Genomic DNA, 22621 nt, shown 5'->3' with positions numbered 1-22621 from the left:
CGCCCTTTGCGGGGCGCCGTTTCTGTTTGCGGGTCCGGGATCGGATCAGTCCAGCGCGGCCTTGACCGCTTCCATCGCGTCGCCGCCGTCCTTGGTGGTGACGCCGTCCAGCCAGCCGTCCAGAACGCCGGTGTTGGCCGAGAGCCATGCCTGCGCGGCGTCCTTGGGATCCTTGCCGTCGTCGAGGATCGCGCCCATGATCTCGTTTTCCATGGCGAGGGTGAATTCAAGGTTGCCCAGCAGCTTGCCCACGTTCGGGCAGGCCTCGACGTAGCCGGCGGACGTGTTGGTGTAGACGGTCGCGCCGCCGAGGTTCGGGCCAAAAAAATCGTCGCCGCCCGTCAGGTAGGACATGTCGAAGTTGGCGTTCATCGGGTGCGGTTCCCAGCCGAGGAAGACGACCGGCTCGTCGCGGCGGTCTGCGCGCGAAACCTGGGAGAGCATGCCCTGCTCGGAGGATTCCACCACCTCGAAGCCCGACAGGTCAAAGGCGTTGTCGTCGATCATCGACTGGATCAGGCGGTTGCCGTCGTTGCCCGGCTCGATGCCGTAGATCTTGCCGTCGAGCGCGTCCTTGTGTGCGGCGATGTCGGCGAAGTCCTTGATGCCCAGATCGGCGGCGGCCTTGTTCACGGCGAGGGTGTACTTCGCGCCTTCGAGGTTGGCGCGGACGGTGTCGACGGTGCCCTCGTCACGGTACTTGGCAATGTCGGCTTCCATCGTCGGCATCCAGTTGCCGAGGAAGATGTCCACGTCCTTGGACGCGAGCGAGGTATAGGTGACGGGGACCGAGAGGACTTTGACGTCGGTGCCGTAGCCGAGGGCCTCGAGCACGACCGAGGTTGCGGCGGTGGTGGCGGTGATGTCGGTCCAGCCAACGTCGGACATGACGATGGTGTCGCAGTCGGCAAAGGCCGTGGTGGCGGTGAGGGCCGTGGTCAGGCCGAGGGCAAGCTTGAGCTTCATGGATCGAGTCTCCGCTGTTGGTTTTTGATTGCGCGCAGCATCGGGGAAAGCGGCGCGGGCTTCAAGCGGTGTTGACTCGTCCGTCAAGAACGATGCGCCCCGGCGGCCCGAAGGGAGCCGTCACCGCCGGGGCATTCCCCTGTCGGGGAGGGATCAGGCCGCCGTTGCCTGCTGCGCGGGGGCGGAGGCGGCCATGGATTTCGGGTAGCGGACAAAGAGTATGGCCGGGTAGGCGAGGCCCTCCTCGCGGATGGTCTGCGCGAGGTTGCCCAGCGTGGTGGCGGCGTGGCGCTCGTCCCTGGTCGAGACGGAGGCGACGATGTCCACGGGGCAGTCCGCGGGCGTCCCGGCGGCGATCATGTCGCGGCTGACCTCCTCGGCCTTTTCCACGGCCATGTACAGCGCCACGGCGGTGCCGGGATGGGCGAGCCGCGCGCGCGAGGGCGCGGCGTCGCCGGGGCGGCACTGGCCGGTGGTGATGGCGAAGGTGTCGATCTCGCCGCGCTCGGTCAGCGGCTTTTGCAGGCTGGCGGCGGCGGCGGAGGCGGCGGTGATGCCGGGGACGATCTCTGTCTCGATGCCTGCCGCTTTGGCCGCTTCGAGTTCTTCGGTGGCGCGGCCAAAGACCGAGGGGTCGCCGGATTTCAGGCGCACGATGCGGCGGCCCTTCAGGGCTTCGTTCACGATCATGCGGTCAATGGTGGCCTGCGGGATGGCGTGGGCACCGACGTCCTTGCCGACGTAGATGCGGTCTGCGTCGCGGCGGGCGAGTTCCAGCACCTCGGGGTCGACGAGGCGGTCGTAAAAGATGACGTCGGCCTGTTGCAGGCGCTGCACGGCGCGCAGGGTCAGAAGGTCGCGGGCGCCGGGGCCAGCGCCGACGAGGGCGATGTGGCCCTTTTCGGCGGGGGCCTGACCGGCGGCGATGGCGTCCTTCAGGATCTCGGCGGCGGCGCGTTCGCGGCCCGCGAGGTGGGCGCGGAAGGCCTCGCCGTTGAAGGCCCATTCCCAGAAGCCACGGCGCTGGCGGTGCGGGATGTTCTGCGCCACCGCGTCGCGCAACCTTCCCGCGAGGGCGACGAAGGAGCCGAGGCGGGGGGAGAGCATGGTCTCGATCTCGGTCTTGATCGAGCGGCCAAGGACGGGGGCCGCGCCTTCGGTGCCGATGGCGATGACCACCGGGTCGCGGTCGACGATCGAAGGCGTGACGGCGTCGCACATGTCGGGGCGGTCCACGACGTTGACGACGGCACCGTGACGGCGGGCGTGGTCGGCCAGCGCGGCGTCCAGCGCGGGGCAGCCGGTGGCGATGAAGGTCAGCGCGGCGTTGTCGAAGGTCGCGGGCGTCAGGGTCGGGTGATGGTCGGCGCGGCCAGAGGCGACGAGGCCCGCCAGTTCCGGGTCGAGGTCCGTTCCGAGGATGCGGATGGCGGCCTCGGTTTTCAGGACGAGGCGGGCCTTGCGGGCGGCGTCTTCTCCGCTGCCGCAGATCACGACGCGACGACCGTCCATACGCAGGAACATCGGGAAGTTCTTCATGCTTTCATCCTTCCAAACGCAGAAAAGGCCGCCGACACGCCTGCACCATGGTTGGTCACAGGAGGGTCGAGCAGCCTTGCTCGGGTGAACCCGGAGATTCGGGAAAGGACAGCGCCGTTGCCGTCTTGGGATCAGCAAGCGCCCGTGGGGGCAGGATTTCAAGGGGGATTGCTGCGCTGCGGCAGGGGGCGCGGGGCATCTGCCTGAATTTTGGGCGAATGCCCCGCGCTTTGCTGGGTCCGTGGTCTGTCAGTGATCCTTCGCCAGATGCGCCTCGCCGCCGAGGACGCGGCCCAGAAGGCGGCGGAGGCGGTCCTTGCCGCCCTCGATGAGGTCGTACATCGACGGCACCAGCAGCAGCGACAGGACGGTGGACAGAAGCAGGCCGCCGATCACCGCGATGGCCATGGGCGCGCGGACCTCGCCGCCCTCGCCATGGGCCAGCGCAGAGGGAACCATACCGGCGGTCATGGCGATGGTGGTCATGATGATCGGGCGGGCGCGCTTGTGCGCGGCGTCGATCATGGCCTCGGCCCGGGTCAGGCCGCGATGGCTTGCCTCGATGGCGAATTCCACCAGCATGATGGCGTTCTTGGTCACGATCCCCATCAGCATCAGGAAGCCGATGACCACCGACAGGCCGATGCCCGCGCCGTAAAGATACAGCGCAAAGATCGCGCCGCCGATGGCGAGGGGCAGGGAGAGGATGATCGTTACCGGGGTCACGAAGCTGTGGAAGAGCAGCGTGAGAACCACGTAGACCAGCATCACACCGGCGGCCATGGCGACGGCGAAACCGCCGAAGATCTCGCCCATGGTCTCGGCATCGCCGGCGGCCTGGATGCGCGCGCCCTCGGGGAGGGTTTGCGCCTCTGGCAGGGTGTCGATGGCGTCGGTCGCCTGGCCCAGAAAGTAGCCATTGGCGAGGGTGCCACCCACTTCGACGCGGTATTCGCGGTCGTAGCGTTCGATGGTAGAGGGGCCGGTGGCAAGGCGGAAGTCGGTCACGGCGGCCAGCGGGATCATCGCGCCCGAGGCCGTGCGCAGGCGCAGGCCCTGAAGCCGGGCGAGGTCGTCGCGGGCGGCTTGCTCGACGCGGACGCGCACCGGGACCTGCACAGGGCCTGCGTCGAATTGCGCGAGGTTGGCGTCGCTGTCGCCCACGGTGGCAAGGCGCACCGCCGAGGCGATGGTGGCCGCATCGACACCCAGTTCGGCAGCGAGCTGCGGGCGCGGGATGATCTGCACCTCGGGACGGGCGAGGGAGCTTTCGACCGCCACGTCGCGCAGTTCCGGGAGGCGGGCCATGCCCGAGGCCATCTGCTGCGCGGCGGCCTGCGCGGCCTCCTGCGTCGGGGCCAGCAGGTTGATGGCGACGTCACGCACGCCTTCCTCGTTCAGGACGTAGATGCGGGTGTCGGGGACGTCCTGCAACAGGTGTTCCATCTCGGCGGTGATCTCTGGCCCGCTGCGGTCGCGGTCCTCGCGTGCGCCGAAGTTGACGCGGATCTTGGCCTCGGTGTCGGAGGTGCCCTGCACGAAGACGCTGCGCATTTCGGGGACCTGCTCCAGCAGGGCGGTGATGTCGCGGGTGGTGGCCTCGGTTTCGGCCATGGTCGCGCCGGGCGGCAGTTCGACGGTCACGGTGGCGCGGCCGCTGTCCGAGGCGGGGACGAATTCCTGCGGCAGCAGCGTCGCGGAATAGAGCGAGGCGGCGAAGATGCCGAAGCCGATGAGAAGGGTGACAAGGCGGTGGCGCAGGGTCCAGCCGAGGATCTTGAGGTAGCGCTTCATCAGCGCGCCGTCCTCGTGGTGGCCCTGACCCTCCTTGGAGCGCATGAAATGCGCGGCAAAGAGCGGCGTGATGAGGCGGGCGACCAGCAGCGAGAACAACACGGCCACGGCGACCGTTAACCCGAACTCCCTGAAGAACTTGCCCGCGATGCCCGGCATGACGCCCACGGGGGCAAAGACCGCGACGATGGTCAGCGAGATGGCGATGACGGTGGTGCCGATTTCCGACGCCGCCTCGACCGAGGCGTCATAGGCGTTGCGGCCCATCTGGATGTGGCGGACGATGTTCTCGATCTCGACGATGGCGTCGTCGACGAGGATGCCCACGACCAGCGTGATGGCCAGCAGGGAGATGGTGTTCAGGGTGAACCCGAGGATGTCCATCACGAAGAAGGTCGGGATGATCGATAGCGGCAGGGCCACCAGCGTCACCACGGTCGCGCGCCAGTCGCGCAGGAAGAGCATGACCACGAGGATGGTCAGCGCCGCCCCTTCGAGCAGGGTGTTGATCGCGGTGTCGTAGTTCGAGCGCGTGTAGGTCGTCGCGTCGTCGATTTGGGTAAAGGTGATGTCGGGGTATTGCGCGGCCAGCTTGTCGAGCTCGGCGCGGGCGTTGTCGGCGGCGAGCAGGTCGGATTCACCGGACGCGCGGAAGATGCCGAAGGCCACCACGGGCTTGCCGTCGAGCAGCGCGAAGCTTTCGCGATCCGCCGCGCCGTCGCTGATGCGGGCGATCTGGTCCAGACGGACGGTGCCGCCCGAGGGCAGCTGGATGCGCTTGGCCCCCAGATCGTCCAGCGTCTGCGCCGCGCCAAGCGCGCGGATGGCGATCTGCTGGCCTTCCAGACGGCCTTCGCCGCCGCCCGCGTCGAGGTTCTGTGCGCGCAACTGGCCGTTGACCTCGGAGGTGGTCAGCCCGTGTGCCAGTAGGCGGTCGGGGTCGAGGTCCACGGCGATCTCGCGCTCGGCGCCGCCGATGCGTTCGACGCTGCCGACGCCCTTGGCCCCTTGCAGCGTGGGGGCGACCACGTCGTCCACCAGCGTCGACAGTTCCTCGATGGTGCTGCTGTTGCCGGAGACGGCGTAGGTCAGGATCGAGCCGCCGATGACCTCGACGCGGCGGATCACCGGCTCGGTCGCAGCGTCGGGCAGGTCGCCACGGGCGGCGGCCACCGCGTCCTTGACGTCGTTCAGCGCGCGATCTGTGTCGACGTTGATCTCGAATTCCACGGTCAGGCTGGCAGAGCCGTCATTGGCGGTGGACGTGATGTGGCGCACGCCCTGTACGTTGGCCAGTTCGTCCTCGATGGGGGTGACGATCTGGGTGACGATCTCGGACGGGCCGGAGCCCGCGAGCGAGGTGCTGACGGAGATCACCGGAAGGTCCACGTTGGGCATCCGGGTCACGGCGAGGTTGTTGAAGCTGAAGATCCCCACCACCATCAGGACGAGGAAGAGGGCGATGGGCGGGACGGGCTTTTTGATCGCCCAGGTCGACATGTTCATGGCGGGCGGTCCTTATTCGCTGGCGGCGGATTGCGCAGTAGCTGTGCCCGTTTCCGGACCAGTGTCCGGGCTGAGCGGGCGCACGGTGTCGCCGTCGCTGAAGAACCCTGCGGCGCGGGCGAGGACGGTTTCGCCCTCGGTCAGCCCGTCGAGGATCTCGCGCCGCCCGTCCCAGATCAGGCCGGGGGTGACGGGCTGGCGGTGCAGCACGCCATCGGTGACGGTAAAGACATAGGCCCCGGAGGTCTGGTCGATCACGGCAGAGACGGGAACGCCCAGCGAGTCGCGCTCGGTGGTGATGATCCAGCCGCCCGCAAAGAGGCCGGGGCGCAGGCCGTCCGCCTGATCCGGCTCGATGGTGACAAGGCCGAGGCGGCTGGTGGCATCCACGGTGGGATCGACGCGGCGGACCTGACCGGGCAGGGCGCCGATCCCGGCGACCTCCAGCCGGGCGGTGTCGCCGAGTTTCACGAGGCCCAGCTGCGTTTCGATCACTTCGGTTTCCACGTCGACGAGGCCACCGGCGAGGATGCGGAACATCGGTTCACCGCTGGTGGCCGCGACCGATCCGATCTGCGCATTGCGGGCCGTGACGATGCCAGTGACGGGGGATTTGATGACGGTGTTGGCGAGGTCCTCGGCGGCAAGCTGGCGGTTGATCTCGGCCTCGTTCAGTTGTGCTTCGGCGGTGGTGACGGTGTCGCGGGCGGTTTGCAGCGCGGCCTGCGCCGACGCCTGCGCCGAGATCGCCTGATCCAGCGTGGCTTGCGTGCCGGTGCCGGACTGGCGCAGCTGCTGCGCGCGGTCCAGCGCGGCGTTGGCCTGATCCAGCGCGGCGGACTGGGCGGTGACCTGACTGCGCGCCTGTTCGAGGTTCGCCTGCGCGCGGGTCAGGGCGCTTTCCCGCAACTCCAGCTGACGGTTCAGCACGCGGCGGTCGAGATGGGCCAGCACGTCGCCTTCGTCGACAGGGTCACCGACTTCGACCTGCAAGGCCTCGACCTTCTGCCCCGAGACCTCGGGTGAGACGAGCACCTCTTGCCGGGCAACGACGTTGCCCGCGATGGGCACGCGCTGTACGAAGCGGGCGGTTTCCACCGTTGCCACGGTCACGGCGAGCGGTTGCGGCGCGGGGTCCTGCGCCAGCGCGGGCAGGGCGGCGAGGGTCAGCAGGGCGGTCAGGGCAAGACGGGTCACAGGCGGCTCCGGGCGGCAAAAGTGAACGAAACGGTTTAGATTGCATGCATATGGCATGTAATCACCGCAGCGCAAGTCCTGAAACGATGTAGGCCTGACGTTTGTGAAGTCAGGGTAAAGACAGCCGGGGCGCCTGACCGAGGGGCAGAACACCAAAGGACACCGCCCCGCGCGTGAAGGTCAGCGGCAGGTCCAGCGTGTCGCGCCGCCCGTTCAGCCCGGCGGCCAGCGTCAGGGCGTCGCGCAGCGTGTCGGCCAGCGCCTGCGGTAGGGTGCCCGCCTGTTCGGCCTGATCCAGCATGGCCTGCCAGTTCACCGCGCGCACGGTCAGGCTGCCGTCCATACGTCCCTCGGCGTCGGCGGTGACCTTGCCGGCCATGCCCAGTTGCAGGCCGTTCTGGCTGTAGGCCGCCTGCGTCAGGTCCAGCGCGCGGGGCTGCGGGCGCGGGCCCTTCAGCGCGTCCAGCGTCCACGGCTGGTCAAACCCCAGCGTCGCCTGCAGGTTCAGCCCGTCCGAGCCGCCTTGCGTCGTGGCCACGGCCTGCGCGGCGATGGCAAGGCGATAGTCCGTGCCGGTGAGGTGGTGGAAGTTCGCCAGCACCCCGGCCAGCGCCGCGCCGCCCGCGATGTTCAGGGTCTCGGCCTCGATGTTCAGGCGCTCGATCGCGTCGCCGTCCGTCACCAGCGAGGCGCGCAGCCCGTCCGAGGCGATGTCCACCGGGCCGGAGGGCAGGATCAGCCGCTGCGTGTCGGCAAAGGCAAGGATCAGGTGCTCGCGCTGGTAGGTCAGCCCGAGGATCTGCACGAAGGGCGCCTGCCAGCCGGTGCCGTGGTCGGGGTCCCGAATGTCCACGCCGCTCAGCGTCACGTCCAGTCGCGAGGGGAAGCCGCGCACCGCGAGGTCGTCGTAGGAGGCGGTCCAGCCCTCGGCGCGGCGGGCGTCGAACCAGCCCTCGATCTGGCCGCGCAGGCTGTGGGCCTGCACCATCCACCAGCCGCCCCAAAGCACCGCCGCCACCAGCACAAGACCTACGTATCGTTTCACCCCCGACCCCTTTTCATTATGCGCGGCGCGTGTTTACACGGGGTCGGTTTACACCGTCCGAACGCGCGCGGGGAGAGAGATATGTCGCTCTGGGTCTTTGGCTACGCCTCATTGCTGTGGAACCCCGGTTTCCCGGTGGCGGAACGGGTGCAGGCGCGGCTGCATGGCTATGCCCGCAGTTTCTGCATGTATTCGATCCACCATCGCGGCACCGAGGAGGCACCGGGTCTGGTGCTGGCGCTGGACGCGCAGAGCGGCGCGTTCTGCGACGGGCTGGCGCTGCGTGCCGCGCCCGGATCGGAGGAGGAGACGCTGGCGTATTTGCGCGAGCGTGAGCTGATCTCCTCCGCCTACCTGGAAAAGACGCTGGAGGTCGCGCTGCACGATGGGCGGCGGGTCGAGGCCGTGTCCTATGTCATTGATCCGACACATGTTCAGTATTGCCACCTGACCTTGCCCGAGCAGGCCGAGATCATCGCGCGGGCCGTGGGCGGGCGCGGGCCGAACACCGAATACCTGTACAACACCGCCGCCCATCTGGCCGAGATCGGCATCCCCGACGAGGACCTGCACTGGCTGACAGAGCAGGTGCGCGGGCTGGAAGCGCGCTGACTTATCCGCAACAGGTTCCCGCCTTCGGGAACAGGTCTGCGGGGAATGTTCATAACTTCTTGGCGAAACGCGCTTAAACCCTTAGGTATTAACCAAGTAACACAAGGTGTCAGGTGTCCCCTATGGACCAGCCCGACCGCGAGGCCGAGCCGCATTTCAGCCATCCCATCCGCCAGCTGATCACCATGCTGGCCGTTCTGGGATTGTCCGCTTTTGGCGCGATACTGGCCGCGCCCAGCGTGCTGCCGGTGTTCGAATCGAACCCCTACCTGAATGGTTTCATCCTGCTGGTCTTCATCATCGGCGTGATCGCCTGCTTCTGGCAGGTCTTCAGCCTGATGCAGTCGGTGCGCTGGATCGAACGCTACACGGCCTCCGGCGATCAGGGACAGCGGGTCGCCGCACCGACGCTGCTGGCGCCCTTGGCGACGCTGCTGGGGTCGCGCCGCGACAAGCGGATGCAGATCAACACCTCGTCGACGCGCTCGATCCTCGAGTCGGTTGCGCAACGTATTGACGAAGCTCGGGAAATCACGCGCTACATCGTGTCGCTGCTGATCTTCCTCGGGCTGTTGGGCACGTTCTACGGTCTGGCGACCACGGTCCCTGCGCTGGTGGCGACGATCCAGTCGCTGGCCCCCAGCGAGGGCGAAAGCGGCGTCGCGGTCTTTGGCCGCCTGATGACCGGACTGGAATCGCAGCTGGGCGGGATGGGCGTGGCCTTTGCCTCCTCCTTGCTGGGTCTGGCCTGTTCGCTGGTCGTGGGCCTGCTGGAGCTGTTCGCGGGCCACGGTCAGAACCGCTTCTACCGCGAGTTGGAAGAATGGCTGTCCTCGATCACGCGCATCGGGTTTTCGGCGGATACCGAAGGCCCCGATCTGGGCGCGGCGGGCATCGTTCTGGACCAGATGGCCGAACAGATGGAGCGGATGCAGTTCCTCTTTGCCGAAGCGGAACAAAGCCGCTCCGAAGTGGACATGCGGCTGGCGCAACTGGCCGATTCCATCGAGCGCATGACCGAACGGATGGAGGCGACGGCCCCGTCTGCGCAGGCTTTGGCGCGGGTGGCCGAGGGGCAGGAACTGCTGGCCGAGGCGATCCGCGAGAAGGAATCCAACGAGGGTCTGGATGCCGAGAGCCGGATGCGCCTGCGGTCGATCGACGTGCAGATGCTGCGCATCCTCGAGGAAATCAGCGCCGGGCGGCAGGAAAGCATGGCCGAACTGCGCACCGACATCACGGCGCTGACCCGCGCGCTGAACGTGACGCGCGCCACGCGGGCGAAGGCCGAGTAGATGGCCCTGTCGCGACGCACCGGCGCACGGCTTCAGGCCAATATCTGGCCGGGCTTCGTGGACGCCATGACCGGCCTGCTGCTGGTGCTGACCTTCGTGCTGTCGATCTTCATGGTGATCCAGTTCGTGCTGAACGAGACGATCACCGGGCAGGAATCCGAACTGGACACGCTGTCGTCGGAACTGAGCCAACTGGCCGCCGCGCTGGGTGTGCAGGAGCGCCGGAACACGGAACTGACCGCTGAACTGGGCACGCTCGAGGCGACGCTTGGGGATCGGAACACCGAACTGGACGCGGCACAGGCGCTGATCGCCTCGTTGTCGGCCACGCGGGACAGGCAGGCGGCGGAACTGGACGCGGCCTCGGCCAGGATCACCGAGTTCGAGGCGCAGGTGGCGGCGCTCATTCTGCAACGCGACACCGCCGAAGGGCAGGTCATCGACCTCACCGCCGAGCGGGACGCGCTGACGGTGGAGCGGGACGATTTGACGGCGTCCCTTGGCACAGCACAGGGCGCATTGGATGCGCAGGCCGAGGCGGCTGCGCTGGCGGCACGGCGGCGCGAAGCGCTGGAGGCATTGATCGCGGACCTGCGGGCGCGCAATGCCGATGCGTCGGAGCAATTGGGGGCGCTGTCGTCGCAGGTCTCTGACCTGCAACAGGCGCTGACCGAGGAAGAAGCTGCGAAGCTGGCGGAATCCGAGGCGGCGGCGGCCCTGCGGGAGCGCCTGAAAAACGCCGATGCGGAACTGACGGCGATGACCTTGTCGCTGGAAAAGGCGCGGGCCGAGGCGGAGGATACGCTGACCTTGTTGGCGGCAGCGCGCAAGGCTGAGGCCGATCTGAACGCGCGGCTGGCGGAGGCCCTGCTGGACGGCCAGCAGAAGGGTGCGGACATGCAGGCGCGCATCGACGCGCTGGAGGCGCGGCTGGCCGATGCCCAGACGGCGGGCGAGGCGACGGACGAACGGCTCGCGGCGCTGCGCAGCGACCTGATCGCCGAGCAGGAGGCGCGTCGCGCGGCGGAGGAAACCCTGGCCGAAGAGCGCCGCGCGCGGGGTGTCGCGGACCGTGATCTGGCGGCGGCGCAGGCGGATGTGGAAACGCGGGCCTCGCAGATGTCGGACCTGTCGGCGCGGCTGGCCTCGGCCTTGGCGCAGATCGCCGAGGCTGAGGCGTTGAAGGAGCAGATGGCGGCCTTGCAGGCGCGCAATGCGGCGCTGGCATCCGATCTGGCGGTGGCCGAGGGGCGGGCGGCGGACAGCGGCGTGACGCTCAGCGAAGCGCAGGCGGAGGCCACGCGCCTGACCGCGATTTTGACCGAGGTGCGCGGGCAGTTGGTGACGGCGCAGACCGACTTGGAGGATGTGCGCGGACGGGCGGCGGCCTTGCAGGCGCAATTGGATGCGCTGCGCGCCGAGGCCTCGGGCGTGGATGCGAAGGCCTTGGAGGAACAGCTGGCGGCGGCCCTGGCGGCCAAGCTGACGGCGGAAACGACGGTCGAGGAAACGCGCGACCGGCTGGCGGCGGCGCTGGCGCAGCAGCAGCTGGCGCAGCAGGAATTGGACGCGCAACTGTCCGAGGCCGAGCAGCGGCAGGTGCTGCTGTCCGAGGCGCGCGAGAAGCTGGCGCAAAGCCAGGAGCGCACCAGTCAGGCAGAGCTGAAGGCCGAGGCGTTGAACCGCAACGTTTCCCAGTTGCGTCAACAGCTTGGCGTGTTGCAGGCGCTGCTGGACGACGCGCAGGCACGGGATGCGGCGGCGCAGGTTCAGTTGCAGAATCTCGGGTCCGAGTTAAACGCCGCCTTGGCGCGGGTGGCGCAGGAGGAACGGCAGCGGCGCATCCTTGAAGAAGAGGAGCGCAAGCGGCTGGAAGCCGAGAAGCAGGATCTGGAAAAGTACCGGTCAGAGTTCTTTGGCAAGCTGCGGCAGGTGGTTGGTGATCGGGATGGCATCCGGATCGAAGGCGATCGGTTCGTGTTTTCCTCGGAAGTGCTGTTCGAGCAGGGCTCGGCGGATCTGTCGCCGCTGGGACGGCGCGAGATTTCCAAGGTGGCGAACATCTTGCGGCAGATCTCGAAGGATATTCCTGACGGGATCGACTGGATCATCCGGGTGGACGGGCATACGGACAACGTGCCGATCCGGTCCAGCGCCGAGTTCGAGGACAATTGGGACCTCAGCCAAGCGCGGGCGCGGGCGGTGGTGCGCGATATGATCGACAATTACGGCATCCCGCCGAACCGGCTGGCGGCGAACGGCTTTGGGGAGTTCCAGCCGGTGAACCCGGCGGATACGGCGGAGGCGCGGGCGCAGAACCGCCGGATCGAGTTGAAACTGACGGAAAAGTAAGAGGGAGTCGGGGTGAAACCCCGACCTGCGCGGTCTGGCGGGTGTGCATGTCGTCAGGGGATGGTGACGTGTGCGAACCTGTGGGCGATGATTTTACCCTTGCGGGTGAGGGTTGCCTCGCCGAGGTACTCGCCCGGCGGCCAGCCTTCGGGTGGGGCCTTGCGTCCGTAGGCGCGCATGGTGCTGACCTGCGGGGCCTTGAGCACGATGGAATGGTCGAAGAGTTCGCCGCCCGGGCCTTCGGCGCGCAGTTCCAGCAGGTCGCCGTGTTCGGCGTAGCCCGCGTGGGCGTAGACGACGAGCGGCTGGCTCGTCTCGCCCGCGTCCAGTCGGGCTGAGCCGTCGCGGACATCGTCGAGGGTCGGGACATGGTCCGCGAAACCGGCGGTGACGAGGCCGGTTTTCGTGTAGGGCGGAGGGCTTTGCCAGAGCGTGTCGCTGGGCTCGCCGCAGGTGCCGGTGGCCGTGGGGCGGAAGGGGTCGATGGTCTGACCGTCATGCAGGACCGAGAGGTGGACGTGCGGGTGGTTGGTCTGGCCGGACAGGCCGACCTGGCCAAGGGGCGTGCCGGTCTCGACCTGCTGGCCCGGTTGGACCGAAACCGACCCGAGTTTCAGGTGGCAGTAGAGGGTTTGCCAGCCCTCGCCGTGGTCGATCAGCACGGCGTTGCCGCAGGCCTTGGCATCGGTGACACCGCGCATCAGGCGGTCATCGGGCATGGCGTCGCGGGTGCGCAGGACGGTGCCGGGGGCAGAGGCGAGGACCGGGGTGCCGAGGGCGTCGAAGCTGAGCAGCGCGAAGTCGGTGCCCTTGTGCGCATCGCGGCTGTTGATGCCGCAGGCAAAGTCGCGTTGGCGGCCCGGGTTGGGGTCGTTATCGACGTAATCCTCGATATAGCAATCGGTGCCGATCTCGCAGGCGAGGGGGAGTGCGAGGCGGGGAGGCTCTGCGAAGGCAGGGGTGGCGAGCAGGAGAAGGGGGATGAGGCGCATCGTGGTGGTCGGGACGGGGACGGCGCTGTTTGCGCGTGCCGCGCAAAGGCGCCCCGCCCGCCGTCCCATCTGTCTGGAATGTGAAAAGGGCGCCCATATGGGGCGCCCTTGTGTTGGTCAGTCGGCAGTCAGAAGCGGCGGCTTCTTGGAGCCGAGGCGCGGCTTGTCCGGGCCTTCGAGGTTCAGCACCAGTTCGCCGTCCTTGACGGAGACCTTGACGATGCCGCCCTTGGTCAGCTTGCCGAAGAGCAATTCCTCGGCCAGCGGCTTCTTGATGTGTTCCTGGATCACGCGGCCCAGCGGACGCGCGCCCATCTTGTCGTCGTAGCCCTTGTCCGCCAGCCATTCCGCAGCGGGGCGGGTCAGTTCGATATGGACGTTGCGGTCCATGAGCTGCGCCTCGAGTTGCAGGACGAACTTCTCGACCACCTGGAGGATGACCTCCTTCGGCAGCGGGCCGAAGCTGATGACCGCGTCCAGACGGTTGCGGAATTCCGGCGTGAAGGTACGTTCGATCGCGGCGGTATCCTCGCCCTCGCGGCGGTCGCGGCCAAAGCCGATGGCGGCCTTTGCCATGTCCGCGGCCCCGGCGTTCGAGGTCATGATGAGGATCACGTTGCGGAAGTCCACCGAGCGGCCGTTGTGGTCGGTCAGCGTGCCGTGGTCCATGACCTGCAGAAGGATGTTGAAGACATCCGGGTGCGCCTTCTCGATCTCGTCGAGCAGCAGCACGCAATGCGGATGCTGGTCAACGCCGTCGGTCAGCTGGCCGCCCTGGTCGAAGCCCACGTAGCCCGGAGGCGCACCGATCAGGCGCGAGACCGCGTGCTTCTCCATGTACTCGGACATGTCGAAGCGCAGCAGTTCGACGCCCAGCTGGTCGGCGAGTTGCTTGGCCACCTCGGTCTTGCCGACGCCGGTGGGGCCGGCAAACAGGTAGTTGCCGATGGGCTTTTCCGGTTCGCGCAGGCCGGCGCGGGCCAGCTTGATTGCAGAGGACAGGGCGGTGATCGCCGCGTCCTGACCAAAGACGACGCGCTTCAGCGTGGCCTCCAGATCCTTCAGCACCTCGGCATCGTCCTTCGACACGTTCTTCGGCGGGATGCGGGCGATCTTGGCCACCACATCCTCGATCTCCTTGGTGCCGATGGACTTGCGTCGCTTGGACGCCGCCACCAGGTGCTGCGCGGCACCGGCCTCGTCGATCACGTCGATGGCCTTGTCGGGCAGTTTGCGGTCGTTGATGTAGCGCGCCGACAGTTCCACGGCGGTCTTGATCGCGTCACCGGTGTATTTGACCGAGTGATGCTCCTCGAAGTAGGGCTTCAGCCCCTTGAGGATCTTGATGGTATCCTCGACCGAGGGCTCGTTCACGTCGATCTTCTGGAAGCGGCGCGACAGGGCGCGGTCCTTCTCGAAGTGCTGGCGGAACTCCTTGTAGGTGGTGGAGCCCATGGTGCGCAGCTTGCCGCCCTGAAGCGCGGGCTTCAGCAGGTTGGAGGCGTCCATGGCCCCGCCGGAGGTGGCACCGGCGCCGATCACGGTGTGGATCTCGTCGATGAAGAGCACCGCGTCGGGGTGATCCTCGAGCTCTTGCACAACTGCTTTCAGCCGCTCTTCGAAGTCGCCGCGATAGCGGGTGCCCGCCAGCAGAGCGCCCATGTCGAGCGAGTAGATGGTGGTTTCCGACAGGACCTCCGGCACTTCGCCCGCGATGATCTTGCGCGCGAGACCCTCGGCGATGGCGGTCTTGCCCACGCCGGGATCACCCACCAGCAGCGGGTTGTTCTTGCGGCGGCGGCAGAGCACCTGGATGCAGCGCTCGACCTCGGAATCGCGGCCGATCAGCGGGTCGATGTCGCCCTCTTCGGCCTTGGCGTTCAGATCGACGCAATACTTGGCCAGCGCGGATTCCTTGTCCGGTGCCGAGGAAGACGAGGTTTCGGCCTGCACGGCCTCCTCCTCGGAATCCGAGGCGCCCTGCACCGGGCGGGATTCGCCGTAGGCGGGGTTCTTGGCCACGCCATGCGCGATGAAGTTCACCGCGTCGTAGCGGGTCATGTCCTGCTCTTGCAGGAAATAGGCGGCATTCGATTCACGTTCGGCGAAGATCGCGACCAGCACGTTGGCCCCGGTCACCTCGGTCCGGCCAGAGGACTGGACGTGGATCGCGGCGCGCTGGATCACGCGCTGGAAGGCGGCTGTGGGCACGGCTTCGGACCCTTCGATGTCCGTCACGAGGTTGGACAGGTCGTCGTCGATGAATTCCACCAGCGTGGTGCGCAGTTCCTCGGTGTCGACCGAACACGCCTTCATCACGCGCGAGGCATCTGGTTCGTCGATCAGCGCCAACAAAAGATGCTCCAACGTCGCGAACTCGTGGCTGCGCGAATTCGCCAGCGCCAGCGCGGAATGGATTGCCTGCTCAAGGGTGTTCGAGAATGAAGGCACTTTGTGCTCCTCTTGTCTGCGCGGGTCCCGGGTACGACCAGCATTGCCCCGTTAGGTTAAAGTTTGGTCGATTAATGGCCGGCTTCAAGTTTTTTCTTTTCACGCGGTTGTCACATACGACCTTGAAATTCCCGAATGCCGATACGTTCATCATCGAACCCCCGCCCACGGGCGAGGGTCGGTGAGGCGGAACAATCAGAACTTGTCCTTGCGGGCGCGGATCTCGGTAAAGACCTCGAGGTCCGAGGCTCCCTCCATGCCGATGGCCTTCTTGACGGCAGGCTGCGAGGCGCGGAGGAACGGGTTTGTCTGGAGTTCCATCGAAAGCGGCACCTGCGCTGTGGGCTGGCCCTTTGCACGCGCCGCGGTGATCATGTGTACACGCGATATAAGCGCGGGATTGTTCGGTTCAATGGTCTGGGCAAAGGCCGCGTTGGCGGCGCCGTATTCGTGGCCCGAACAGACGATGGCCATGGGGTTGAGCGCCGCGAGGGTCTGGAGGCTGTCCCACATCATCTCGGGCGTGCCTTCGAAGATGCGCCCGCAGCCAAAGGCCATGAGGCTGTCGCCGGTGAACATCACGCCCGCCTCGGGGTAGTGGTAGGCGACATGGCCAAGGGTATGGCCCGGCACGGCGATGACTTCGACCAGACCGTCGTCGGTGCCGCCGCAAAACCCCGGTTCCAGCGCCATGTCCAGCTCGGGCAGTTTGTCGGCCTCTGCCGCCGGGCCCATGACCTTGCAACCGTACTGCTCGCATAGCTCGGCGACCCCGGCGGTGTGGTCGTTGTGGTGATGGGTCAGCATGATGACGTCCGGCACCCAGCCGCGATGTTCCAGCACGTTTATCAGGGGCTTGGCCTCGGGCGCGTCGATCAGGGCGATGCCATCGGGGCCGTTGACGATATAGGCGTAATTGTCCTTGAGGCAGGGAACGGTAACAATGTCCAAAGGCATGGTCATTCCTTCAATGCTTTGTAAGATGCGAAACAAGATACTGACAGATTGACCGATCGGGGCCTCTGACACAATGCACCTGGATGTACAGGCGTTGCGCGATTTCTATTACCGCAGTGCGTTGGGGCGCGCGGCGCAGCGGATCGTGCGTGACGAGGTCCTGCGCGGCTGGTCGCCCGAGGACGTGCACGGGCAGACGGTGGCGGGCTATGGCTTTGCCGCGCCCTTGTTGCGCCCCTACCTGAAGGACGCGCGCCGCGTCATCGCCCTGATGCCCGGTCCGCAGGGGGTGATGCCTTGGCCGCAAGGGATGCCGAATGTCAGCGTTTTGTGCGAAGAGACGCTCTGGCCGCTGGAAACCGGCCACGTCGACCGGCTGATCCTGATGCACGGGCTGGAGACGTCGGAGCGGCCGACCGATCTGCTGGACGAGGCGTATCGCGTGCTGGGTCCTGGCGGGCGGGCGCTGTTCATCGTGCCGAACCGGACGGGGCTGTGGGCTCGGTCGGACTGGACGCCGTTCGGCTACGGGCGGCCCTATTCCATGAGCCAGCTGGAGGCGCAGTTGAAGCACCATGACTTCATTCCGGAACGCGCCGTGTCGGTGCTGTACCAGCCGCCATCGGGCCGCCGGTTCTGGATGAAGACCGGCCCGTTCTGGGAGAAGCTGGGCCGCATGATCCCCATCGCCGCCGGGGGCGTGATGATGGTCGAGGCGGCCAAACGCTATCCGCCGACCCGCGCCGGACTGGGCGAGCGGCGCAAGGTGGCGAACCCGCTTGGCGTGCTGGCTCCGAAGCCGGGGAAGGTGGCCCCTACCGCCTGACGGCAGGGGCCATCCGGCTTATTCCGCGAGCGAGACGCTTTCCGCGATCACGATGCCCGACAGCAAGGTGATGTTGCTGGTGATGGTCGGCACCGCGATGCTGTCCAGCTGGTCGTCCTCGGTGGTCACGCCGCCCTGCGTCTGGCTGAGGAAGCTGCCCACGGGCAGGCTGTCCAGCTCGATGGCACCGTAAGCGCGTTCCAGACCGTACAGTGTCGCCGTGTCGAGGTCGGCCTCTTCGAAGGCGGCGCTGGCGGGGACGTAGTAGATCTTCTGCGTCTGCTCGATACGCTGCTCGCTGCCCGACATGAGGTCGAGGTTCACGGTCATCTCGTGATCGATTACCAGCAAAGTTCCGCCCGCGAGGTCGGTATCGAAGTCAAAGTGCAGCAGGTCCTCGGCCCCCAGCGCAATGTCGCGTTGCGTCATGTCGCGCGCCTGATCGAGGTCCACGACCTCGACCGTCACCATGTCCGCGTCGCCGTCCGACTGGCCGTCGGTGCCAAGGTCGCTGACCGACTGGTTCAGCCCGATGGTCGCCGTGTCCGCGCCAGAGCCCAGCACGATGCTTGCCCCCTGCGCCACGGCCGGGTCGAAGCTTACCACGTCGTCGCCGCCGCCAAGGTCGATCTCGACCGTGTTGTCGATGTCCGCGCCGAAGTCGACATAACTCACGCTGTCGTTTCCTGCGCCCGTGTCGACGCTGCCCTCTTCGTAGATCGTCACCGAGTCGTCGCCGTCGCCGCCGTGACCGATGGCGCCGGAGAACAGTGTCAGCACGTCGTTGCCCGCGTCGCCCCAGATTTCCGTCCCGTAGGCGGTAAGGGTGTCGTCGCCCTCGCCACCATAGCCCTGCGAGGTGGCGTAGATTTCCAGCACGTCATTGCCCGCCTCGCCGTACAACACCCCACCCGTGCCTGTCCCGCGCAGGGTGTCGTTGCCGTCGCCGCCAAAGGCTTCGCTGTCCGAGGATCGCAGCATCAGCAGGTCGTCGCCCTCCCCGGCGTCGAGCAGGATGTCCGCGCCATCGCCCGAGGTCTGCAACACGTCCGATCCCGCGCCACCCAGCGCCACGCTGCCGCTGGAGGTCACGGCGATGTCGTCGTCGCCGTTGCCCCCCTCCGCATGGACCGGGCCGAGGGTGGTCGCGGCATAGATCAGGTCGTTGCCGTCACCGCCCAGCACCTCGCCGCCGGTGTCCGTCACGAGGATGTCGTCGCCGTCACCGCCCGAAAGCGTGGCAAAGCCCGTGCCGCTTTCGATGTTGTTGATGGTATCGTCGCCGGTGCCGCCGTCAATGGAGTGGCCGTCGTAGCTGGTGATGGCGTCGTTCCCCGAGCCGCCGCGGATCAGATCGCTGTCGCGGGCCACGATCACGTCATCGCCTGCGCCGCCCAGCACCCAGCCGGTGCCAATGGTGGTGATGTTGTCGTTACCAGCCAGCGCAGAGACGAACGCGTCGTCCGCATCGCCGGACAGGTCGTCGGCAAGGCGGGTGCCGGTCACGCCGGGCATGGTGCCAAAGGGCACATCGTCCTCGCCATCACCCAGTTGCAGGAACGCGGGCATGTCGAAGGCGTTCAGCGCCGCATCGGTTTCCTCGCCCGCGGGGGTGGTGCTGACGAAATCAATGCTCAGCAGGTCGTCGCCATCGGTATTGGCCTCGATCTCGTAGTACTGGATCGGGGAGTTTGCCACGAAGACGGGCGGGTCCATGACGGTGCCGTCATAGATCGGCGTGGCGTCCGCCTCGAATTCCCCGGTCTGAAGACGGCTGCCCAGGTCCACCGATTGCAGCAGCGTCAGGTCGTAGAGGTCTTCCAGATCCTCCAGCGTGGCGCCCGCCGGCAGCGTGCCCCCGGACGAAGGGTCGTCGAAAGAGCCGGGCACGGTCTCGTTCGGCAGCACCGTGCCCGGGGGCGCGGAATAAAGCAGGGTCTGATGGAATTCCTCCAGCCCGGTAAGGCCCGCCTCGGTGTCGAGGTAGCTGACGAGGATCAGCGTGCGGGTATCGCCCTCGGGCAGGGTGACGGTGGTCGCCGTGCCATCCATGGACGGTTCCAGAACGATATCGTCGGACACCGGTTCATCGGTATCTTCGTCGGTATCAGAGTCGGGGTTGGGGTCCGGGTTCGGATCAGGATTGGGGTCTGGGTTTGGATCGGGATTGGGGTCCGGGTTCGGATCGGGATTGGGGTCCGGGTTCGGATCAGGGTTCGGATCGGGATTGGGATCCGGGTTCGGATCAGGATTGGGATCCGGGTTCGGATCGCTGTCCGAAACGGGCATCTGCGGCGTGATCTCGGTCACCGGGACCGGGATGCTGGAGGGGCCGGTTTCCTCCACCGGGCCTTCGGCGATCGGCGTGGCAGTTTCCTGTGTCACGGCCTCCTGCGTCGGCAGAATGACGTCGGTGCCGTCGCCGGTGGATAGTGTGTCCTCGCCTGTATCGGAGGTTTCGGCGGTATCCCCGTCATCAGGAGTGTCGTCCGTCGACCATGTCGAAATAAACGCGCTGCCAGCCAGCAGCGCAAGCAATGTATAAAGCAAATTGGTGCCCCCCAAAGGCTTAGTTGTAACCCCTGCGGCAGCCGGGATTCGCTATCTCGACCAAAAGGTTAGGCATGAAGAGGTGAACCGCCAAGAAAAAAACATGTTTCGGACGGTCGGGATCGGCAATGCGCCGGATTCGGCAAGACAGTTTCCCCAAAGGAAACGACGCGATTTTCCGGGGAATCGTCACGCAACCGTGAAAAAAGCGCGCTTTTCTTGCATCATCTTTGGGCGCAGATGGTCGCAGTTTTGGCAAGCTTATGAAATCGTTAACTTTAGCGCCCACGGCGAAAACGCCCAAGCCTGTTGCGGCACAAGGGATGCTCTGCTACATCCGCCGCGATTTACCTGCCTTGGTCCAGATCAGGGCGCTTTAGACGCCTCCGGACGCCTCGCCAGTCGGCGGGAGCGTGACGGGGGCCTCAAACCGGAAGGGTGGACGTGTCTGACAGCTCGATTTCCTCCGGCATCGCCGAACGGTATGCCACTGCCGTCTTCGAGATCGCAAAGGAGAACAATGATCTCCCCGCTCTCGAAACGAACCTCAACGACCTGAACGCCGCCCTGGCCGACAGTGCAGACCTGCGTGAACTGCTGGTGAACCCGGTCTACTCGCGCGACGAGCAGGCGGGCGCGATCAGCGCCGTGGCGGATGCCATGGGCCTGACGCCGGCCATGAAGAACGCGCTGGGGCTGATGGCCCAGAAGCGCCGTCTTTTCGTAGTGCCGCAGCTGGTCAAGCGCCTGTCGGCGCTGATCGCCGAAGAGAAGGGTGAAGTCACCGCCGAGGTGACCTCGGCCGTGGCGCTGACCGACGCACAGCGGTCGAACCTCGCACAGACCCTGTCGCAGAACGTCGGCAAGGACGTGAAGATTCAAGATACCGTCGATGAAAGCCTCATCGGTGGTCTTATCGTCAAGGTGGGCTCCAAGATGATCGACACGTCGATCCGCTCGAAGCTCAACTCCCTCCAGAATGCAATGAAAGAGGTCGGATAAATGGGTATCCAAGCAGCGGAGATTTCCGCGATCCTGAAGGACCAGATCAAGAACTTCGGCCAGGACGCCGAAGTTGCCGAAGTGGGTCGCGTGCTGAGCGTTGGGGACGGTATCGCCCGTGTCCACGGCCTCGACAACATCCAGGCCGGCGAGATGGTCGAGTTCCCGGGTGGCATCATGGGCATGGCGCTGAACCTCGAAACCGACAACGTCGGTATCGTGATCTTCGGCTCCGACCGTGACATCAAGGAAGGCGACACCGTCAAGCGCACGAACGCCATCGTGGACGTGCCCGCCGGTCCGGAACTGCTGGGCCGCGTCGTCGACGGCCTCGGCAACCCGCTGGACGGCAAGGGCCCGCTGAACGCCTCCGAGCGTCGCATCGCCGACGTAAAGGCACCGGGCATCATCCCCCGGAAATCCGTGCACGAACCCATGGCAACCGGCCTGAAGGCCGTCGACGCCATGATCCCGATCGGCCGCGGCCAGCGCGAACTCATCATCGGCGACCGTCAGACCGGCAAGACCGCCGTGGCACTGGACGCCATCCTGAACCAGAAGTCGTACAACGACGCGGCCAAGGACGACAGCGACAAGCTGTACTGCATCTACGTCGCCGTGGGCCAGAAGCGTTCGACCGTGGCACAGCTGGTGAAGAAGCTCGAGGAAACCGGCGCGATCGACTACACGATCGTCGTGGCCGCAACCGCGTCCGACCCGGCGCCGATGCAGTTCCTCGCACCTTACGCTGCAACCGCAATGGCCGAGTACTTCCGCGACAGCGGCAAGCACGCCCTCATCATCTATGATGACCTGTCCAAGCAGGCCGTGTCCTACCGCCAGATGTCCCTGCTGCTGCGCCGTCCGCCGGGCCGCGAAGCATACCCGGGCGACGTGTTCTACCTCCACTCGCGTCTGCTGGAGCGTTCGGCAAAGCTGAACGAGGACAACGGTGCCGGCTCGCTGACCGCTCTGCCGATCATCGAAACCCAGGGCGGCGACGTTTCGGCGTTTATTCCGACCAACGTGATCTCGATCACCGACGGCCAGATCTTCCTCGAGACCGAACTGTTCTACCAGGGCATCCGCCCCGCCGTGAACACCGGTCTGTCCGTGTCCCGCGTGGGTTCGTCGGCACAGACCAACTCGATGAAGTCGGTCGCAGGCCCGATCAAGCTGTCGCTGGCGCAGTACCGTGAAATGGCTGCCTTCGCGCAGTTCGGTTCCGACCTCGACGCCGCGACCCAGCAGCTGCTGAACCGTGGCGCGCGCCTGACCGAGCTGATGAAGCAGCCGCAGTACTCGCCGCTGACCAACGCCGAGATCGTCGTTGTCATCTGCGCGGGCACCATGGGCTACCTGGACAAGGTTCCGGTCAACGCCGTCGGTCGCTTCGAAAAGGGCCTGCTGGCGCATGTCCGTGGCAAGCACGCCGACCTGCTCGAGTGGATCACCAACGAAGATCCCAAGATCAAGGGCGACGCAGAAGCAAGGATCCGGGCTGTTCTGACTGAATACGCAGCGGACTTCTCGTAAG

General features: G+C 66.4%; 15 protein-coding genes. 6 read left to right on the top strand and 9 right to left on the bottom strand.

Annotated features, from left to right (window positions below; genetic code table 11):
- Window positions 1–45: 45 nt before the first annotated feature.
- The 5 genes from ACP16H_RS10780 to ACP16H_RS10760 form a co-directional block, all read right to left on the bottom strand.
- Window positions 46–966 (bottom strand): choline ABC transporter substrate-binding protein, encoded by a 921-nt coding sequence (locus tag ACP16H_RS10780; protein ID WP_425072295.1) that lies wholly within the window; start codon window positions 964–966, stop codon window positions 46–48.
- 153 nt (window positions 967–1119) lie between these two features.
- Window positions 1120–2505 (bottom strand): siroheme synthase CysG, encoded by a 1386-nt coding sequence (gene cysG, locus ACP16H_RS10775; protein WP_425072294.1) that lies wholly within the window; start codon window positions 2503–2505, stop codon window positions 1120–1122.
- Between the two features lie 249 nt (window positions 2506–2754).
- Window positions 2755–5805 carry an efflux RND transporter permease subunit gene (locus tag ACP16H_RS10770; protein WP_425072293.1) on the bottom strand — a complete coding sequence of 1017 codons (3051 nt, stop codon included), beginning with the start codon at window positions 5803–5805 and terminating at the stop codon, window positions 2755–2757.
- 12 nt (window positions 5806–5817) lie between these two features.
- On the bottom strand, window positions 5818–7002 hold the full coding sequence (locus ACP16H_RS10765) for an efflux RND transporter periplasmic adaptor subunit (protein ID WP_425072292.1): 1185 nt from the start codon (window positions 7000–7002) through the stop codon (window positions 5818–5820).
- Window positions 7003–7111: 109 nt separating this feature from the next.
- Window positions 7112–8047 carry a DUF2125 domain-containing protein gene (locus ACP16H_RS10760; protein ID WP_425072291.1) on the bottom strand — a complete coding sequence of 312 codons (936 nt, stop codon included), beginning with the start codon at window positions 8045–8047 and terminating at the stop codon, window positions 7112–7114.
- A gap of 81 nt (window positions 8048–8128) precedes the next feature.
- On the opposite strand from ACP16H_RS10760, the gene ACP16H_RS10755 reads away from it, so the two are divergent.
- The 3 genes from ACP16H_RS10755 to ACP16H_RS10745 all read left to right on the top strand — a co-directional run bounded on the left by ACP16H_RS10755 (window position 8129) and on the right by ACP16H_RS10745 (window position 12306).
- Complete coding sequence (locus ACP16H_RS10755; RefSeq protein WP_425072290.1) at window positions 8129–8659, top strand: gamma-glutamylcyclotransferase; 531 nt, start codon at window positions 8129–8131, stop codon at window positions 8657–8659.
- A 122-nt stretch (window positions 8660–8781) separates the two neighbouring features.
- Window positions 8782–9954, top strand: a complete 1173-nt coding sequence (locus ACP16H_RS10750; RefSeq protein ID WP_425072289.1) for a biopolymer transporter ExbB — start codon at window positions 8782–8784, stop codon at window positions 9952–9954.
- Window positions 9955–12306 carry a peptidoglycan -binding protein gene (locus ACP16H_RS10745; protein ID WP_425072288.1) on the top strand — a complete coding sequence of 784 codons (2352 nt, stop codon included), beginning with the start codon at window positions 9955–9957 and terminating at the stop codon, window positions 12304–12306.
- Window positions 12307–12359: 53 nt separating this feature from the next.
- Here ACP16H_RS10745 and ACP16H_RS10740 read toward each other — a convergent pair whose 3' ends face one another.
- From ACP16H_RS10740 to gloB, 3 genes are all read right to left on the bottom strand, one after another.
- The gene (locus ACP16H_RS10740; RefSeq protein WP_425072287.1) at window positions 12360–13298 is read right to left on the bottom strand and encodes a M23 family metallopeptidase; all 939 of its coding nucleotides are present in this window, start codon (window positions 13296–13298) and stop codon (window positions 12360–12362) included.
- A 117-nt stretch (window positions 13299–13415) separates the two neighbouring features.
- The gene (clpA, locus tag ACP16H_RS10735; RefSeq protein WP_425072286.1) at window positions 13416–15749 is read right to left on the bottom strand and encodes an ATP-dependent Clp protease ATP-binding subunit ClpA; all 2334 of its coding nucleotides are present in this window, start codon (window positions 15747–15749) and stop codon (window positions 13416–13418) included.
- Between the two features lie 195 nt (window positions 15750–15944).
- A complete protein-coding gene (gene gloB, locus ACP16H_RS10730) occupies window positions 15945–16706 on the bottom strand; it encodes a hydroxyacylglutathione hydrolase (RefSeq protein ID WP_425072285.1) in 762 nt (253 codons plus the stop codon).
- Between the two features lie 73 nt (window positions 16707–16779).
- Between gloB and ACP16H_RS10725 the strand changes: the two genes are divergently transcribed.
- The gene (locus tag ACP16H_RS10725; RefSeq protein WP_425072284.1) at window positions 16780–17532 is read left to right on the top strand and encodes a class I SAM-dependent methyltransferase; all 753 of its coding nucleotides are present in this window, start codon (window positions 16780–16782) and stop codon (window positions 17530–17532) included.
- An 18-nt stretch (window positions 17533–17550) separates the two neighbouring features.
- Here the strand turns inward: ACP16H_RS10725 and ACP16H_RS10720 are convergent, their stop codons facing one another.
- Complete coding sequence (locus tag ACP16H_RS10720; protein WP_425072283.1) at window positions 17551–20082, bottom strand: calcium-binding protein; 2532 nt, start codon at window positions 20080–20082, stop codon at window positions 17551–17553.
- A gap of 438 nt (window positions 20083–20520) precedes the next feature.
- Here ACP16H_RS10720 and ACP16H_RS10715 point away from each other — a divergent pair, with 438 nt between their 5' ends.
- Together ACP16H_RS10715 and atpA are read left to right on the top strand one after the other, a co-directional pair.
- Window positions 20521–21084, top strand: a complete 564-nt coding sequence (locus tag ACP16H_RS10715; RefSeq protein ID WP_425072282.1) for a F0F1 ATP synthase subunit delta — start codon at window positions 20521–20523, stop codon at window positions 21082–21084.
- A complete protein-coding gene (gene atpA / locus ACP16H_RS10710) occupies window positions 21085–22620 on the top strand; it encodes a F0F1 ATP synthase subunit alpha (protein ID WP_425072281.1) in 1536 nt (511 codons plus the stop codon).
- The last annotated feature ends 1 nt before the right edge of the window (window position 22621 follow it).

The organism is Sagittula sp. S175, assembly GCF_049800975.1.
Lineage (GTDB): Bacteria > Pseudomonadota > Alphaproteobacteria > Rhodobacterales > Rhodobacteraceae > Sagittula.
This window is presented reverse-complemented; position numbering and strand designations above follow the sequence as displayed.

What these genes read in the sequence shown, in the direction of transcription:
- ACP16H_RS10780 (WP_425072295.1), bottom strand. Translation starts at nt 966, where the DNA reads ATGAAGCTCAAGCTTGCCCTCGGCCTGACCACGGCCCTCACCGCCACC.
- cysG (WP_425072294.1), bottom strand. Translation starts at nt 2,505, where the DNA reads ATGAAGAACTTCCCGATGTTCCTGCGTATGGACGGTCGTCGCGTCGTG.
- ACP16H_RS10770 (WP_425072293.1), bottom strand. Translation starts at nt 5,805, where the DNA reads ATGAACATGTCGACCTGGGCGATCAAAAAGCCCGTCCCGCCCATCGCC.
- ACP16H_RS10755 (WP_425072290.1), top strand. Translation starts at nt 8,129, where the DNA reads ATGTCGCTCTGGGTCTTTGGCTACGCCTCATTGCTGTGGAACCCCGGT.
- ACP16H_RS10750 (WP_425072289.1), top strand. Translation starts at nt 8,782, where the DNA reads ATGGACCAGCCCGACCGCGAGGCCGAGCCGCATTTCAGCCATCCCATC.
- ACP16H_RS10745 (WP_425072288.1), top strand. Translation starts at nt 9,955, where the DNA reads ATGGCCCTGTCGCGACGCACCGGCGCACGGCTTCAGGCCAATATCTGG.
- ACP16H_RS10740 (WP_425072287.1), bottom strand. Translation starts at nt 13,298, where the DNA reads ATGCGCCTCATCCCCCTTCTCCTGCTCGCCACCCCTGCCTTCGCAGAG.
- gloB (WP_425072285.1), bottom strand. Translation starts at nt 16,706, where the DNA reads ATGCCTTTGGACATTGTTACCGTTCCCTGCCTCAAGGACAATTACGCC.
- ACP16H_RS10725 (WP_425072284.1), top strand. Translation starts at nt 16,780, where the DNA reads ATGCACCTGGATGTACAGGCGTTGCGCGATTTCTATTACCGCAGTGCG.
- atpA (WP_425072281.1), top strand. Translation starts at nt 21,085, where the DNA reads ATGGGTATCCAAGCAGCGGAGATTTCCGCGATCCTGAAGGACCAGATC.